The sequence below is a fragment of the Kribbella kalugense genome, assembly GCF_004365875.1.
GTDB lineage: Bacteria > Actinomycetota > Actinomycetes > Propionibacteriales > Kribbellaceae > Kribbella > Kribbella kalugense.
Window position 1 is genome coordinate 1,579,708 of the sequence record NZ_SODF01000002.1, and the last position, 16,343, is coordinate 1,596,050.

Below are 16,343 nucleotides of genomic sequence, written 5' to 3' on the forward strand. Positions count from 1 at the left end.
CCCGAAACTCGATCCCCTCACCCTGTGGACAAAGCCGCCGGTTCTCGGGTTCAGCTATAGTGCTATTCAGATAGTTAAATAGATAGCTGAGGAGAACTCATGCGCGGTCTCGCGGTGCTCGCCGCATTGGCTATGGCCTTGTCCACCACGTCTGTCGCGTCCGCTGCGACAGACCCGACTCCGGCGCCCTACCTGCCCGCACCGACGGGCTCGGCGCCGGTCGGCAGTACGTCGCTGTATCTGAAGGACACCTCCCGTCCTGACCCGTGGGTGTCGTCGGTGCCCTACCGGGAGCTGATGGTGTCGCTGTACTACCCGGCGGCTTCGAGTCATGGACCAAAGGCGCAGTACATGACGCCGGAGGAGTCGGCCGCGTTGCTGGACGGCAGTGGCACCGGCCTGCCGCCCGAGACTCTGGCCCGTACGCGGACCAACTCCGTCCAGAACGCGCGGCCCGTGGGTCGGCGGCACAGTCTGCCGCTGGTGGTGCTGTCGCCGGGGTACAGCAACCCCCGTGGCACGCTGACCGCGCTGGCGGAGGACTTGGCGAGTCATGGGTACGTCGTGGCGCTGGTCGGCGACACCTACGAGGACTCCGGCACCAGCTTCCCCGACGGGCACTTCACCACGTGTGCGACCTGCGACCTGACCCATGACGATGCGTTCTGGGCGAAGGTGGGCGACACACGGGCTACCGACGTGTCGTTCGTGCTCGACCGGCTGACCGGTCGGCACCCGGCCTGGCGTGGCTCCGACCTCATCGACCCATCCAGGATCGGTATGGCCGGCCACTCCGCCGGTGGGGCGAGCTCCATCCCGGCCATGGTCGCCGATCCACGCATCCGCGCCGGTGTAGATGTCGACGGCGTGACCACGAACCCGGTCCCCGTCTCCGGGCTGTCCCGGCCGGTCCTGTTCATCAGCCACGCGCGCGGCGGCACCGCCTGTCTGCCGGTCCCGTCCTGGGACAAGGACTGGCCGCAGCTGACCGGCTGGAAGCGCTGGCTCGAGGTGGCCGGCACAGTGCATGCGTCGTTCACCGACGTCGGCCTGTTCTCGGACCAGTACGGCCTCGACATCGGCGCCACTACCAGCGGCACCCGCACGCAGGCAGTCACCAGGACCTACGTAGAAGCCTTTTTCAACCAAACCCTGCGCGGCCAACACCAGCCCCTGCTGGCAAAGCCCTCCACGCACTACCCAGAGGTCGCGTACTGCCGGTGACAGCAGTACTCCCCGGGACCACAGCGGTCCCGGGGAGTGCGGCGTACGGGTCAGGCGGCTTCGAGGCACAGTTCCCGGTCGGTTGACTCGGCCGGCTGCTTGGCCGGGCGCATCACGGTGATGGCGACGACTACCGAGGCGGCGACGATGGCGGCGGCTACTGCGAAGGAGAAGTGGTAGCCGGAGGTCAGGGCCTCCAGGGCGGGCTTGGTGCTGGCGGCGGTGCGGGTGGCGGAGAGGGTTGCCAGGATGGCCAGGCCCAGGGCGGCGCCGACCTCGCCCATGGTGCCGATCAGGCCGGAGGCGAGGCCTGCGTCCTCAGGCTTCACGTCGGACATCGACAGGCCCATCAGTGCCGGGAAGCAGATGCCGCCGCCCAGGCCGAGCAGGGCCAGCACCGGCAGGACGTGGATGAAGTAGTTGCCGCCGACCGGAGCCTGGGTGAAGAGGGCCAGTCCGACTGCGATCAGCGACAGTCCGACGATCAGCGGGCGGCGCGGACCGAACCGCATGACCAGCTTCTCGGAGTACTTCACCGACAGCAGTCCCATCACCACGGTGGTCGGCAGGAACGCCAGTCCGATCTCCAGGGCGTCGTACCCGAGCACCCGCTGCAGGTACAGCGAGCCGAGGAAGAAGATCCCGAACATCCCGGAGCTGGACAGTGCCTGGATCAGGTTCGCACCGGTCAGCGTCCTGGAGCGGAAGATCCGCAGCGGCACCAGTGGGTTCGCCGCGGTCGCCTCACGGGCCACGAAGGCGGCCAGTAGTACCAGCGTCACGGCAGCCAGCGTCAGCGTCCGGGGAGCGGTCCAGCCCAGCTCGGCAGCCGGCTTGACGATGGTGAACACACCGACCATCAGCGCCCCGGTGATCAGCACCGCACCCGGTACGTCGGTGCCCTTGCCGATGCCCAGACCCTTGTCCTTCTCGATCAGCTTCAGTGCGAGTACTACGGTCAGCACGCCGAGCGGCAGGTTCACGAAGAAGATCCAGTGCCAGCTGATCGCCTGCGTCAGGACGCCACCGGCCAGCAGACCGATCGACCCACCGGCGGACGCGACGAACGCGTAGACGCCGATCGCCTTGGCCTGCTCCCGCGGCTCGGGGAACAGCGTCACGATCATGCCGAGGATCACTGCGGAGGTCAGCGCACCGCCGACGCCCTGGATGAACCGGGCGATGACGAGCATCTCCTGCGTCTGCGCCAGCCCGCACAGTACGGAGGCGGCGGTGAAGACGATCAGTCCGGCGGTGAAGACGTTCCGCCGGCCGAGGAGGTCGCCCAGCCGGCCGGCCAGCAGCAGCAGGCCGCCGAAGGCGATCAGATAAGCGTTCACTACCCACGCGAGTGAGGAGCTGGTGAAGCCGAGGTTGTCCTGGATGGCCGGCAGGGCCACGTTCACCACGGTCACGTCGAGCACGATCATCAACATGCCGGCGCAGAGTGTGTACAGAGCCAGCCAGCGCGAGCGGCCGCCCCGCGCGGCCGGCGAAGTCGCCTGGGTGTCGGTCGTCGCGTACATCTCGGATCTCCTTGCAGTTCGTCGTATTTGGGCCTTACACCCATACGTCGAACTGAAGGAGCTCAGATTGACACGTCGTCAGAAGTTTTTTCGCGACGCGTCCGAGACAGCATGTACGCCGTGACTGCCGGGACCAGTCCGGACCCGATGACGAGCAGAGTCGGCACCTGCGACGCCAGAGCGAACCAGGTGAGCAGTACGACGACTCCACCGGCCACTGGGATCGGCTTCCTCAGCAAGAAGTGGTTCGCCGACCGGAACAGCGTTTTCATCGTCGCGTCGGCAGCCGCGGCAGGTAGTACTGCCAGACCGCTCAGGTAGAGCCCAAGGACCAACCCGGTGAGCGGGACCAGGACCAGCAGCGCGAACACCCGGGCCGGACCAGCGGCGTACGCCCAGAACGAGATGCCGAAGGCCAGCATCAGGCCACCGACGTACAACGCGAACCCGGACAGCCAGAACTGCTTCATCGCCCAGCGGAACTCCCGGAAGAACCGCCGCATCAGCTTCGGCTTCTCCTGGCTGATCGCGTCCGGCAGCACCCGTTGCAGCGCGAACGCGGCCGGGAACAGGGTCAGGATGCCCAGGCTGATCACCAGGAACACCAGTTGCAGCATCAGCAGGTCACCGACGACGGCCAGCTTCGTCAGCACCGTGCCGGTCCGGCCGGTACTTCCGTCAGCAGGGGGGACAGCCACCGATCGCCTCCTCGTTCCGTCCGGGCGTGCCTTGATCGTATGATCACGAACAATCACGCGAAGATCAGGGGACCGCATGCTTGCACAGGAGCGCCACGAGCTGATCCTGCGGAGCCTGCGGCGGCACGGCCGGCTCCGGGTGGCCGATCTGGTGGCCGAGCTGGGCGTCTCCGCGATCACAGTACGCCGGGACCTGGCCGAACTGGACTCAGCCGGCCTGCTCCGCCGGGTGCACGGCGGCGCGATCGGCACCGGCACGGCCGACCAGCCGACGCAGGGGAGCCGGCTCACGATCGGCATCATCGTGCCGAGCGCGGCGTCGTACTACTCCGATGTGATCCGCGGCGCCGAGGCGATCGCGGACCGGTACGGCGCCCGCCTGGTCCTCGGCGTCTCCGGGTACGACGTGACGATGGAGCGCGACCGGATCGACAAGGTGCTCGGCATCGGGGTCGCCGGGCTGCTGATCAGCACTGCGCTCGGCGACGGCGACGCGGACCGGCTCGACTCCCGGCTGGACGATCTCGACGTACCGGTGGTGCTGCTCGAGCGGGCGTTCGGGTTCCCGCACGTGGCCCGCGAGTACGACCACGTCCGGACCGATCACGCGTACGGCGCGATGCTGGCGCTGCGGCATTTCGTCGCGCTCGGTCACCGGCGGATCGCGATCAACCTGCAGGCCACAGTCACGGCGTACTGGCTCCGCAGCGGGATCGAGACGGCCGCGAAGGCGCTCGGCGTCGAGGTCTTCCTCTCGCCGGTCGATCTGCCGATGCGCGGCGACGACCCCGGCGCCGTCACCCAGGTCGACGCGTTCCTGGCCGAATGCGAGTCCTTCGGCGCCCGCGCCGTACTCGTCCACTCCGACGAACACGGCGCCCGCCTGGTCGAACGCGCGATGGAGCTCGGCCTGCGCGTCCCCGAGGACCTCGCGGTCATCGCCTACAACGACGTCACCGCCTCGCTGGCCGTCGTACCCCTGACCGCCATCTCGCCGGCCCGCCGAGCCCTCGGCGAAACCGCCTGCGACCTCCTCCTCCGCAAACTCCAGTCGCCCACCACCCCGGTCCAGCACCTCAGCCTCCTCCCCACCCTCAACATCCGAACCTCCTGCGGCGCTGCGCCGGAACAAAACCTGGCGATGTTCCGGTCTTGATCGAATGTGATCATTCGAGCGCTGAGGTATTGACGGGGAAAGCCCTTTCCCATACTTTCGCTGCACTTGAGGGGTCGCGGGCCCCCAGCTGAAACAGGCAGCGAAGGAGATACCCCTGTGAAACGTGGTGTGGGACTGACCTTGCTGGCCGCTGCGCTCAGCGTCGTGGTCAGTAGTTGTGGCAACGGGGTGATCGACAAGAGTACGGACGGGGTCCCGCCGGCCGAGGCCACCGGGACGCTGCGGGTACTGCTCCCGTCGTTCCCGCCCAGCACCAAGGGCCGGGAGGAGTTCCAGAAGGTTGTCGACGATTTCCAGAAGACCTATCCGAAGATGAAGGTCGAGCCGGACTTCGCGACGTACAACAACCTCAACGAGAAGCTGTCGACCTCGATCGCGGCCGGCATTCCGTACGACGTGATGGTCACCGGGGTCGGCTGGATCCAGCCGTTCGCGTCCAAGCGGATCTTCGAGGACCTCGGCAAGTACGGTCTGACACCGGACGTGATCAAGGAGAAGAGCACCGCGGCGCTGATCCCGGCGGTGACGTACGACGGCAAGCTGTACGGCTACCCGCTGATCGCCGACACCCGCGCGGTGGCGCTGCGCAAGAGCGCGTTCCGCGAGGCCGGCCTGGATCCGGACAAGCCGCCGACCTCGCTGGCCGAGATCAAGGTGGCGGCCGAGAAGCTGACCAAGCGGGACAAGAACGGCAACATCACCCGAAGCGGGTTCGACCTCGCCTCCGCGACCGGTTTCCGGCAGTCGTTCACCACCTTCCTGTCCTCGACCGGTACGCCGCTGTACGTCGGCGGCGAGCCGAACTTCGACAACAAGGCCGGCCTGGACACGCTGCTGTGGATCAAGTCGATGATCAACAACGTCCAGCCGTACGGTCAGACGAACGCCGCACAGCAACCTCTCGTGCTCACTGGTGAGGCCGCGATGGGCATCGTCGGCGGTGCGGTCGACTGCTCCGACAAGGGCATCGGCCAGAAGAACTGCGACGACCTGAAGTTCTTCCGGTTCAACAGCGGCAAAGAGATCGAGTACGTCGGTGGCGACCTGGCCTCGATCGGTTCGCGCAGCCGGCACAAGGACGCCGCCTGGTCGTTCATCCAGTCGCTGACCAAGCCGGCCACGCTGGACGCGCTCGCCAAGCTGAACAAGAAGGTCCCGGCCTACAAGGACTCCGCCAACTCGCCGCAGGCGAAGTCGAACCCGTTGAGCCAGTTCGTCGCGGACGGACTGATCTATGCCGCCAACGAGAACGAGGTGCCGGCCAACTGGCTGGAGATGCGCGGCAACTTCGACATCCAGCTCACCCAGGCGGTCCTCGGACAGAAGGATCCCGCCAAAGTGCTGCACAACCTGGCAGGACAGTCCCGATGAGCACAACTCTCGAACGCCCCGCACTGGGCACCCCGCGCAAGGTCGCTCCGGCCAAGGACCGCGGCACGTTGCTCCGCAGTCAGGTCCGGACCGGCTGGACCCTGCTGACGCCGGCGCTACTGCACTCCGGCATCTTCATCGTCATCCCGGTTATCGCCGTACTCGTGCTGAGCCTGACCGACTACAGCTTCGGTGACACTTGGTCCTGGGTCGGTTTCGGGAACTACTCCACACTCTTCCGCGACGTCGACTTCCTGGCCTCGTTGTGGCACACGGTGCTGTACGCGATCGTGGTGATCCCGATCTCGATGGCGATCTCGCTCGCAGTCGCGATCGGGCTGAACCAGAAGATCAAGGGCATCGGCTTCTTCCGGACCGCGTTCTACATCCCGACGGTGACGGCGACGGTCGCGATCGCCACCATCTGGCTGTGGATCTACAACCCTGGCTCGGGTCTGGCCAACGGCTTCCTCAGCCTGTTCGGCGTCGCACCGAACCGCTGGCTGGCCGACCCGGCGACCGCGCTGCCGTCGCTGATGGTGGTCGGCATCTGGCAGGGCCTCGGCACCAAGATCATCATCTATCTGGCCGCGCTGCAGGGTGTCTCCAGGGATCTGCTGGAGTCGGCCGATCTGGACGGCGCCAGCCGCTGGCAGAAGTTCGCCAACGTGACCTGGCCGGCGCTGGGCCCGGTGCAGTTCTTCGTGCTGATCACGTCGATCGTCGGCACCTTCCAGGTGTTCGACCTGGTCTACGTGATGACCCGCGGCGGACCCGGCAGTGAGACTCGCGTGCTGGTGCTGGACATCTACCAGAACGCGTTCCAGGACCTGAAACTCGGCTACGCGTCCGCCGAGACCGTGATCATGATGATCGTGATCGCGCTCTTCATCGGCGTCGGACGCCTGCTCCAGAGGGCGGATACCAATGACTAGCGCAACGCTCCCGGCTGTCGGCGCCGGCCAGTCGTCGTCGAAGCCGTCCGCGATCCGGCCGGGCCGGATCCTGCTGTACGTCGTACTGATCATCGGCGCGCTGCTGATGATCACGCCGTTCCTGTGGATGGTGCTGACCGCGTTCAAGAGCGACCTGGAGATCATGAAGTTCTCCTGGTTGCCGTCGGAGCTGCGCTGGCGCAACTTCACCGAGGCGATGCAGACCGCGCCGTTCCTGCGGTACTTCCGCAACAGCCTGTTCATCGCGGTCGGCGAGACGGCCTTCACGCTGGCCGTGTGTACGACGGCCGGCTACGCGCTGGCGAAGATGCCGCTGCGGGGCGGGAAGATGCTGCTGAACTACTTCATCCTGCTGTTGCTGGTGCCGTTCCAGATCATCCTGGTGCCGCTGTTCATGATCGTGAAGTCGATCCCGCTGTTCGGCGGCAACAACATCCTCGGCCACGGCGGTATCGGTTGGCTGAACTCGTGGTGGGGCCTGATCATCCCGCTCGGCGCCGCGCCGCTGTTCACCTTCCTGGCCCGGCAGTTCTACGTCTCCCTGCCGGACGAACTCGCGCAGGCGGCCCGGGTGGACGGGCTCGGCGAGTTCGGCATCTTCTGGCGGATCATGACCCCGCTGATCAAGCCGGCCCTGATCACCATCTGCGTGTTCCAGATCGAGGCGGCCTGGAACGGCTTCCTCTGGCCGCTGATGATCACCACGTCGGACACGATGCGCCCGCTGCAACTGGGGCTGGCGATCTTCTCGCAGAACCCGGCCGAGATTCAGTGGCCGTATCTGATGGCCGGTACGGCGCTTGCGACGCTGCCGATGATCGTGCTGTTCGTGTTCGCCCAGAAGCGGTTCGTCGAAGGAATGGCGAACGTCGGCATCAAGGGCTAGAAACCCTCGAACAGGTGCTCACCCCGCCCCGGGTGAGCACCTGCGAGGCCCCCTCCACATGCGGTGGTCCCGAAGAAACACCGGAGCTTCCCACGTAGTCCCCCCACCGGGTCGCTCGTTCGGTTTATCGGCACAGTGTGCCGGTCGTTACAGCATTCATGAGGTTTTTTCGCTAGTTCTCGAAATGATTTCCTGAACTCCGCCAGAATCGCGACGTATTGCACGCGCCCGGCAACGGTCGGTAGGCGTTCAGCTCAGATGAGCCCGTACGACGTACCTGAGCACCGGCTCGAGGTCCGTCGTACCGAGGAGCTCGAGGGCGTTTGTGGCGCGGAGAGTGGCCAGGCCGTGGATGTTCGTCCACAGTGCGGTGGCCCTGAGCTCGGCGTCGTCGGTGGGGCCGATCAGGTCGACGAAGGTCTGGAACAGCGGGAGTGAGGTGGCGCGAAGGTTGCCGCCGGCGCCGGCCAGCAGGTCATGGCGGAAGATCAGGCCGAACATCCCGGGCCGTTCGGCGGCGAACTCGAGGTAATGCCGGGCTGCTTCGACCAGGAGGTCTTCTGGGGAACCGTCGGCTGGCTCAAGGCGGGCGGCCAGATCTGCCAGACCGGTGGCCGCGATCGCGGCCAAGAGTGCGTTGTGGGTGGGGAAATAGCGCCGGGGGGCGCCGTGCGAGACGCCGGCGCGGCGGGCGATGGCGCGCAGGGTGAGGTTGGCGAGGCCCTCCTTCTCCAGGAGTTCGACCCCCGCCTCGACGAGCCGATCGGGCAGTGACACGTAGACATTGTCTCCTGCTTGGGTTGACCTGCCGGCCTGGGTACGATTCCGGACGTGACTGCCGGGTCGGCTGCTTTCAGCCATTCACGAGTTGGGGTCCCGGCTGCGCTCTGAGCGCCGCGCGGGCCCCGCCGGGCCTTCTCTCCGTCTGCAATTGTTTCCACGACATGAGAGAAGCGAATCCTGAACGATTTCACCGCACAGCTCATTGACGAGTTCCAGGCCAACGCCGGCCAAGTCGGCGGCCCCTTCGAGAACTCAAGGTTGTTGCTCCTGACAACCACTGGCGCCCGCTCCGGGCAACCGCGCACCGCGATCCTCGGGTACTACCCGGACGGCAACCGGGTGCTCGTAGTCGGCTCGGCCGGCGGCCGTCCAACGCACCCGGCCTGGTACCACAACCTGCTCGCCAAGCCCGAGGTCACCGTCGACCTCGGCATCTTCACCTATCCGGCAACGGCAGTCGTACTGCGTGGTGCCGAGCGCGACGAGGTCTTCGCACGACTCGTCGAAGCCGATCCTGGATGGGGTGAGTACCAGGCCGGCACCACCCGGGTCATTCCGGTCGTCGCGCTCGTCCCGAGGCCTGGTCCGCCACCGGGAGGCGGATCGTTCGCCGAGGCGTTGAAGACCATCCACTCGGCCTTTCGGCGGGAGCTTTCGCTGATCCGGGCGGAGGTCGCGAAGTCCGGCACGCTGCGCGCTCAGCTCCGGATCAACTGCCTCACCGTCTGCCAAGGCCTGCACTATCACCACACCGGCGAGTCGACCGGACTCTTTCCGGCGTTGGTGAAAGAGCACCCGGAGTTGGCCGACGTGGTCGCCGCACTGCAGTCCGAACACGACCAAATCGCCGTACTGCTAGAAGAACTAGAGCAACTCGTGGCAGCGGACGCCCTACCCCAGGTCGACGAGCTGATCGCCCAGCTCAACGCCCACCTCGACCACGAGGAGGCCCAGCTACTGCCTTATCTCTAGGGGGTCCGTAGACGTTGCGGGTCTCCCTGACATGTACGTGTTAGGGAGACACTCCAACTCCGGCACGCGCCAGACGATTGTGAGTTGCTCGTCGAGAGGCAACGACGGTCGGCCGACCATGACTCTGTCGAGGACATACAGGAACACCAAGCGGAGAGAGTCGTCGGCGACCTCGTCGACGGTATCTCTCGAAAGAGCCATCGCCTCCTCGACGACTTCGATGTCGGCCTCCAGGACGGACAGTTCGCCGACGATCTCCAGGTCGAGATCGCCGGCACTGCGCAAAGCTGCGATGGAACGCACGATGAGATCCGGTTCCAACTCGAGGCGATCCAGGATCTGTTCCAGTACGAACTCGTCGGCGAACTCGGCGTCGATGCATGCGTGTTCTACCGGAGCCGAGTCGGCCTGATCGGACTCTGGTTCAGCGACCTCGAATGTCCGAGACCAACGCGTTGCCGAGAAGCACGCTGCTAGCCACATCGCTTCGGACAGATCGAGGATCACATCGCCGACGATCGGTACGTTGAGCAGGTCGCGCAAAGCAGGATCACTCTCGTCTCTGCCGAGTCGTTCTGCCAGTCCGCCGTTGAGGCGGAGCGACTCGGCAGTGATGATCTCGGGCTCCCAATCGAGGTCGCTGTGCAGCAGGGTCGCGTAGTCGTCCCCTTTGCGCTGCCAGAAAATCAGGTCTTCGCCGTGCTCGTTGACGAAGTGCAGTACGTCGTCGGCGGGGTCGAAGTCCGCTCCGGACATCTCGCTCAGTTGGGTGCGAACAGCCTGCATTCCCCGGAAACGTCCGATATAGAGCCTCACTGCCGAAACGAACTCATGCATGGTCTGGGTCGTCAGTTGTGCGTTGGGACTGATCCCGATCGCCGAGAGAGCTCGACCTGAAGCGCGCGCCCGACGGAGTTGATCCGTAGCGTTCGCCCAGTAGAGCAGTTCCGTCTCAGGGTCGTACACCACGCAGAGCACCGGAACGTTGCCGTCGGACCACGTCTCTGCATGGTGGCCGACAGGTACGCCGTAGCCGTTCGCCCGGCGCCAAGAGACGCCACCTTTGACTTGGATTTTGACCATGTCCGCGGTCGTGCGGCCGTCCTCGGTGAAGGTCACATACAGGTCCTCGCCGAAGTCGTTCTGGCCATCGATCTCCTGAACGATGTGGTCGAAGTCTTCCAGCAACGCTCGTAGGGCGTTGACGGCCGCGCGCCCAACTCGGCGGCCTCGTGGTATCGACGGCATGTCCCCCCGGTCGGATGCGTTTTGGTTGGTCGGCGGCAATGAGGTCGATTCCGGCAGACCGATGAAGTGGTCAAGGTTTGCAGTACACCAGCCAGACGCTGAGCCTTCGAGCATCCATTGAGATCACGAGTCGCCTTCGCAAGCAAGAGATCGGTCAGTGCGAGGCGCGGTCAGATCGACATTTGCGTTGCCTTCTCCTTAGGGAGCCTCAGCGTCGTCTCTGGAGAGAAGCGACAACGGCTGCGGCAGGCTCGCAAACCTGGCTTGTGAATTGCGCGGGTGCCGACCGACAGGGCTGGTGCCTACTCGGCCGCCATATAGGGGACGCCGGGCTAGTAGGGCGTAGGAGTTGGGGAGTCGGCCGGACCAGGCGGCGGCGTTGGTGCCGTCCTGGGGTCGCCAGAACGGTTCGGCGTACTCCTCGAGCACCTGGAGGTGGAGGCCGGCCGTGGTGATTGCGGTGACGATCTGGCCGAGGGTCCATTGCGACTCCCGCGCGCCGTTGCCGGGGAACGTGTCGTTGGTGTGTGACTCGGCGAAGTAGCTGCGGTCCGGGCGGATCCGCGGTTCGTCCTCGTCCCAGCTCCACAGTGGGACGGCCGGGTGGCCCTCGTAAACAAAGAGGTGTCCGCCCGGCCGGACCACTCGCGCCACATCCCGTGCCCACGCGTTGATGTCGCGCATCCAGACCAAGGCGCCTTTGCCGGTGTAGACGAGGTCCGCGCACGCATCCCGGACCGGTACGCCGGGCACCTCGGCGACCGCGTAGTGACAGCTCAGCCCGAGCTCGGCCGCGCGCCGTTGGGCTGCCCCCGCAGCAACCGAGCTGTAGTCCACGCCGATGACTGCTCGCGCGCCGGCCTTCACCATGCCCACGTCGTCCAGCCCGTGCCCACTCTGCAGATGCACGACCAGCGGTCGCTCCGCCAGCACGGGGGCGAGAAGTTCCCGCTCGCGGTCGTGCAAGAGCCGGTCGCCTCGAGCCTCTTCGAGGAGTTCGTCGTACTCCCTCACGTGCTTGGTCGAAGCCTGCTCCCACACGGCCCGATTACCCGCTACCACCTCGTCCATGCCCCAAGTCAGCCCGACTCGAGCTCGTCAAGCAAACGCATATCGTGCAGGTCCTGCCGTCTGAACTCGTACCCCTGATGGGATCGCCGCTGCGCGCTGACCGGCATACACCGCACCTGCCGCCCGCCGATCCACCCTTCAACCGCCGGCGGGATGAGGTAGGTCTTCCCGTCGAAGTCGAGCTGCTCGGTCCCACCCAGCACCGGCGTACTCGGATGCAGATCCACCCGATGCCCTTCCTCGGCATGCGTCAGTTGCACCGTCACCTCGACGTACCGCGCATCCGTCAGCTCGTAGCCCAGCCCACCCAACACCTCCACCGCGCGATCCAACTGAGGCCGAACCACGCCCAGATCCAAATCCCCATGCGCCCGCGTCTGCCGCCCGACCAACGCGTCCACACCCCACCCGCCGTCCACCCACACATCCACTCCCGCGAGCGCATCCAACAACCCATGCACCCGCTCGGCAGTCATCATCGAATCACCTCATAGCGAAGGCTGACCACACCGTCAGCGGTGGCCTCGGTGGAGAGGAGGTGGAGCCGAGTCGGCTCCACGCCTAGCTCCAGCTCTGGCCCGTCGAAGACTGTCGGGACGCCGGCACCGCCAATCGCGGCGGGGAACAGGATGAGGTGGAGCTCGTCGACCAGGTCCGCGCGGAGCAGCGCGCCGTTCAGCGTGCCGCCAGCTTCTGACACGACGCAGGTGACGCCGAGCTTGTCGCGCATCCGTCGCAAGGCGAGCGGGAGGTCGACGCGGTCGTCACCGGCGACGAGGTACGGGATGGTCTCGCGGCGCAGATAGGAGAGGTACGACGGTGGCGTCGTACCCGCGACGAGAAGCAACAAGTCGATCCCGTCGCCACCCTTCGTATCCCATTCGACCCGTCCGCGCCCGTCGACCACGGTGAACCACTTGCGGTGGTCCGGGTGCTTGACCACCTCATCCGGCAGGAAGTCGTCGTACAGTCCCTCCGCCTCCGCCGCAGGTAGGTCCAGCGGGCCGACGTCCGGCGCGACGAACGTCCCGCTGCCCTCGAGGATCGCCGTCGGTGCGTACAGCTCTTCCAATAGCGCAGTACGCGCGGCACCGGCCTCGTCTGCGCCCGGGGGTTGGACCGAATGCCACATCTTCCCGGCCTCCTCGGACAGCAGGACGCGGGACCGGCCGAGCGTCACCCGGCCGTCCACCGATGCTGTCACCGATACCACCACTCGCGGTCTGTCGCTCATGAAACCCTTCCTATCAAGGGGTTCCGACAATTCACTCGTTGTGGAGGACCTTGGCGATCGTTGTATGGGCGGCCGCGCGCGCCGGGACGTAGGCGCCGGCCGCGGCGATGACGATGCCGGCGAGGATGAGCAGTGCCAGCAGACTCGCGGGATAGACGTTGAGCATGAACGACGGGATCTCGACCTGGGCGCCGTTCGCCATCGCCGGCACGACCACTCGATGGGCGATCATCCCGAGCGGGATGCCCAGCAGGCCGCCGATCGCACCCAGTGCGACCATCGACGTCACCACCATCACGGTCACCTGCGCGGGCGTCATCCCGATCGACTTCAGCATGCCCAGGTCGCGGCGGCGCTCGCGGGTGTTGAGTACGACGGTGTTGAAAACGCCGAGCGCGGCCACCGTCCCCAGCATCAGCGTCAGGAGTACGACCGTCGCCAGTACGATCGTGACAAAGCTCCCGGCATCCTGACCATCCGTCTCCAGCAGCCCTGAATCCTTCGCCTGCACGGCGCTGACATAGGTGTCCAGATCCGTGCCAGGCTTGACGGTGATCTCGTAGATCGAGGCCCGCTGGTTCGGCGCGACCAGCGCCAGCGTCTGCCAGTTCGACAGCACCTCATCGCCCGAGTTGTAGAGCGCCTTCCCGACGATCTGCACGCGAACGCTCTTGTCCTGCGCCTGCAGCACCACGGTGTCCCCGACCGCCAACCCATGCTGGCGAAGGAACCGCTCGGACACCACGACCTGCCCCGGGCCGTCGAACCACTTACCCTCGATGATCCGAAAACCGACCTGCTGGAAGTCCCCGCGGTAGAAGGACACCCGCAGGTCCGTGCTGGCGCCGACCATCCGCATCGGCACCTCGGCGCTCGCAGCCACAGACGAAGCACCTGGGGTTGACCGCAGCAACGCCTCGTCCTGCGCGTCGGTCAGCTTCGCTACTGGCGGCGCGCCCTCACCCTGCGGTGGCGGACCGTTCCCCTTGAGACCCCCGAACATCGTCACGTCGACCGCACCGACCCGACTGGCCGCAGTCTGGTACGTCGTCAACGACTTCCCCAGTCCAACAGCAAACGTCACACTCGTGACTCCGAGTACGACGGCCGCCAACGTCAACGCCGTACGCCCAGGACGGGCAAACGGCAGCCCCAACCCCAGACTGACCGACCGCGGTAGCCGAGTGCCGCCCAACCAACGCTGCACTCCCAAAGCCCGCCCGGACTGCGGTGCGCTGCCGGCACTGATCGCCTGAGCCGCTGACAGGCTCCGGGCCCGCAAGGCAGGCACGAGCGCAGACAGCGCCACCAGAGCCGGTACGCCGAGCAACGCCGCAACGTCCACCCAGATCGGTACGCCGATCCCTTCGGCGCCGTAGTTCTCGAAAGCCCTTGTCAGCAAGGATGTTGCGAGTATGTTGCCCAGAACAACACCGCCGGCACACCCGACCACAGCTGGGATCGACACCATCCCGAGGTACACCACCATCACCTGTGACGGCGTGAACCCCAGAGCCTTCAGTACGCCGATGTGCTTGAAGCCGGCGACCACAGCACCACTCACGACATTCGCGACGATCAGTACGGCGACCGCGAGGCCCAGCCAGCCGAAGACCATCAGGAACGGCACAAACGTGTTCGGCTCGCCAGCTGCGGCTGCCCGCAAGGCCAGATAGGACTGCGTACCAATCAGTGCACCAGACGGCAGACCGGCGGTCACACCGTTCTGTCCAGCCGTCAGTTCCGCATTCGTCGCAGCATGCGCGAAGCGATAGAGCATCTGCGTCGACGTCGGCTTCAAAGCGGTCATCTGCGCCGGTGTGACCCACGCGTCGGCAGACTGACTGACGCTGTACGCGAACCCGACGATGGTCAGCTTGTTGTTGCCGGCCACGGTCATCGCCGATCCCAGCGTCGGCGTACCGCGCCCGGTCGAGTCAGTCGGGTTGCGGTTCAGCACGATCTCACCCGGCTTGTCCGCCCAGCGTCCCTTCCACACGTTGAGCCGGTCCACCGTTCCGGCAGGGTCGGCGCGTCCCACCAGCACCAGAGACGTTGCTGGTCCACCAGTGTTGACGTCGACTGTCGCCTGGCCGAACGGTCCGGCGACCGCTGCCGCACTGCGCGCCGCATCGGTCAGCTGTGCGTCAGTGACCTTGGTTCGGTCGTACGACGCGAGCAGCTGGGCGCCATGTTGTTTCGTGTACGCCTGGTCGAACGGTCCACTCGAAGCAGCCAACAGCCCCAGTGCGACCACGATCATCGTGGTGGACAGCAGTACGACCACGCCGATCACCAGGGTCTGGATACGACGTCGGCGTACCGCTGCTCGGGACACCGGCCAGACGGCGCTCACGACGTACGCTCCAGGCTGCGTTCGCCGGCGATCTGCCCGTCGACGAACTCGATGACCCGGCTGGCGCACCGCGTGGCGAGCTGCTGGTCATGTGTCACCAGCAGCAGCGTCTGACCGATCTGGTTGAGGTCCAGCAGTAGGTCCATCACCTGCTCGCCGGCCTTGGTGTCCAGCGCACCTGTCGGTTCGTCGGCGAGCAGTATTGCCGGACGGTTCATCAGGGCGCGAGCAACCGCGACCCGTTGCCGCTCACCGCCGCTCAGCTGCGACGGGTAGGTGTTGCGCCGCCCGGCGATGCCCAGCTCCTCGAAGAGCTCGAGTGCGCGCTTCCGCGCCTGCGAGGCCGACGTACCGGTGAGCTGTGCGGCCAGTGCGACGTTGTCGAGGGCAGACAGGTCGTCCAGCAGGTTGAAGAACTGAAAGATCATCCCGATCCGGCGGCGCCGGAACAGCGCCAGTCCCTTCTCGTCCAGCGTGCCCAGGTCGTCGCCGTGTACTACGACGGATCCCGACGTCGGCCGGTCCAGTCCGGCCACCATGCTGAGCAGTGTCGACTTGCCGCTGCCGGACGGTCCCATCACTGCGACCGCCTCACCGGCGTGGATCTCCAGCGACACTCCATCGAGCGCCACCGATTCGCCGTACTCCTTGCGCACGGCGGTGAGCTGTACAACCGCCTGTCCGTTGCCTACGTCCTCCGTCATGCTGCTCACGCTAGGGCCGCAGAGCCGCCGCTGACGTCAGCCTGCCGGGGTAATGTCCACAGGCCGTCATCCTGGGGATGTACGGCGTGCGACCGGCGGATGATGCGCAATTCGCGACGGCCCTGGGACAGTGGATC

At 66.1% G+C, this 16,343-nt stretch carries 15 protein-coding genes; 6 read left to right on the plus strand and 9 right to left on the minus strand.

The window, feature by feature from the left end; all coding sequences use genetic code 11:
• Nucleotides 1-99: 99 nt before the first annotated feature.
• Nucleotides 100-1,224: an alpha/beta hydrolase family protein gene (locus EV650_RS25505; protein WP_134121534.1), complete on the plus strand. Its 1,125-nt coding sequence runs from the start codon at nucleotides 100-102 to the stop codon at nucleotides 1,222-1,224.
• 50 nt (nucleotides 1,225-1,274) lie between these two features.
• On the opposite strand, the gene EV650_RS25510 is transcribed toward EV650_RS25505, so the two are convergent.
• Both EV650_RS25510 and EV650_RS25515 read right to left on the minus strand, forming a co-directional pair.
• On the minus strand, nucleotides 1,275-2,750 hold the full coding sequence (locus tag EV650_RS25510; RefSeq protein WP_134121535.1) for a DHA2 family efflux MFS transporter permease subunit: 1,476 nt from the start codon (nucleotides 2,748-2,750) through the stop codon (nucleotides 1,275-1,277).
• Between the two features lie 62 nt (nucleotides 2,751-2,812).
• On the minus strand, nucleotides 2,813-3,448 hold the full coding sequence (locus tag EV650_RS25515) for a DUF624 domain-containing protein (RefSeq protein ID WP_238174442.1): 636 nt from the start codon (nucleotides 3,446-3,448) through the stop codon (nucleotides 2,813-2,815).
• Nucleotides 3,449-3,524: 76 nt separating this feature from the next.
• Between EV650_RS25515 and EV650_RS25520 the strand changes: the two genes are divergently transcribed.
• The 4 genes from EV650_RS25520 (at nucleotide 3,525) to EV650_RS25535 (ending at nucleotide 7,838) form a co-directional block, all read left to right on the plus strand.
• On the plus strand, nucleotides 3,525-4,604 hold the full coding sequence (locus EV650_RS25520; protein ID WP_134121537.1) for a substrate-binding domain-containing protein: 1,080 nt from the start codon (nucleotides 3,525-3,527) through the stop codon (nucleotides 4,602-4,604).
• Nucleotides 4,605-4,721: 117 nt separating this feature from the next.
• Complete coding sequence (locus EV650_RS25525; protein ID WP_134121538.1) at nucleotides 4,722-5,996, plus strand: extracellular solute-binding protein; 1,275 nt, start codon at nucleotides 4,722-4,724, stop codon at nucleotides 5,994-5,996.
• On the plus strand, nucleotides 5,993-6,931 hold the full coding sequence (locus EV650_RS25530) for a carbohydrate ABC transporter permease (protein WP_134121539.1): 939 nt from the start codon (nucleotides 5,993-5,995) through the stop codon (nucleotides 6,929-6,931). Before EV650_RS25525 ends, EV650_RS25530 begins: the two co-directional genes overlap by 4 nt.
• Complete coding sequence (locus EV650_RS25535) at nucleotides 6,924-7,838, plus strand: carbohydrate ABC transporter permease (RefSeq protein ID WP_134121540.1); 915 nt, start codon at nucleotides 6,924-6,926, stop codon at nucleotides 7,836-7,838. Before EV650_RS25530 ends, EV650_RS25535 begins: the two co-directional genes overlap by 8 nt.
• Before the next feature lie 249 nt (nucleotides 7,839-8,087).
• On the opposite strand, the gene EV650_RS25540 is transcribed toward EV650_RS25535, so the two are convergent.
• On the minus strand, nucleotides 8,088-8,615 hold the full coding sequence (locus tag EV650_RS25540) for a TetR/AcrR family transcriptional regulator (RefSeq protein WP_238174443.1): 528 nt from the start codon (nucleotides 8,613-8,615) through the stop codon (nucleotides 8,088-8,090).
• A gap of 207 nt (nucleotides 8,616-8,822) precedes the next feature.
• Here EV650_RS25540 and EV650_RS25545 point away from each other — a divergent pair, with 207 nt between their 5' ends.
• Nucleotides 8,823-9,593, plus strand: coding sequence for a nitroreductase/quinone reductase family protein (locus EV650_RS25545; protein ID WP_255512120.1), 771 nt, complete (start codon nucleotides 8,823-8,825; stop codon nucleotides 9,591-9,593).
• Here the strand turns inward: EV650_RS25545 and EV650_RS25550 are convergent.
• The 6 genes from EV650_RS25550 to EV650_RS25575 all read right to left on the minus strand — a co-directional run bounded on the left by EV650_RS25550 (nucleotide 9,576) and on the right by EV650_RS25575 (nucleotide 16,206).
• Nucleotides 9,576-10,955 carry a DUF4365 domain-containing protein gene (locus tag EV650_RS25550; RefSeq protein ID WP_369409959.1) on the minus strand — a complete coding sequence of 460 codons (1,380 nt, stop codon included), beginning with the start codon at nucleotides 10,953-10,955 and terminating at the stop codon, nucleotides 9,576-9,578. The two genes, EV650_RS25545 and EV650_RS25550, sit on opposite strands and share 18 nt — an antisense overlap.
• Before the next feature lie 84 nt (nucleotides 10,956-11,039).
• Complete coding sequence (locus EV650_RS25555) at nucleotides 11,040-11,912, minus strand: class I SAM-dependent methyltransferase (protein ID WP_134121543.1); 873 nt, start codon at nucleotides 11,910-11,912, stop codon at nucleotides 11,040-11,042.
• A gap of 8 nt (nucleotides 11,913-11,920) precedes the next feature.
• The gene (locus tag EV650_RS25560; protein ID WP_134121544.1) at nucleotides 11,921-12,391 is read right to left on the minus strand and encodes a nucleotidyltransferase domain-containing protein; all 471 of its coding nucleotides are present in this window, start codon (nucleotides 12,389-12,391) and stop codon (nucleotides 11,921-11,923) included.
• Nucleotides 12,388-13,146, minus strand: a complete 759-nt coding sequence (locus EV650_RS25565; RefSeq protein WP_134121545.1) for a RibD family protein — start codon at nucleotides 13,144-13,146, stop codon at nucleotides 12,388-12,390. The genes EV650_RS25560 and EV650_RS25565 overlap by 4 nt, the downstream gene beginning before the upstream one ends.
• 31 nt (nucleotides 13,147-13,177) lie before the next feature.
• Nucleotides 13,178-15,502: an FtsX-like permease family protein gene (locus EV650_RS25570; protein WP_134121546.1), complete on the minus strand. Its 2,325-nt coding sequence runs from the start codon at nucleotides 15,500-15,502 to the stop codon at nucleotides 13,178-13,180.
• Entirely contained in the window at nucleotides 15,499-16,206 is a 708-nt protein-coding gene (locus tag EV650_RS25575; protein ID WP_134121547.1) for an ABC transporter ATP-binding protein, read from the minus strand. Before EV650_RS25575 ends, EV650_RS25570 begins: the two co-directional genes overlap by 4 nt.
• Between the last annotated feature and the right edge of the window lie 137 nt (nucleotides 16,207-16,343).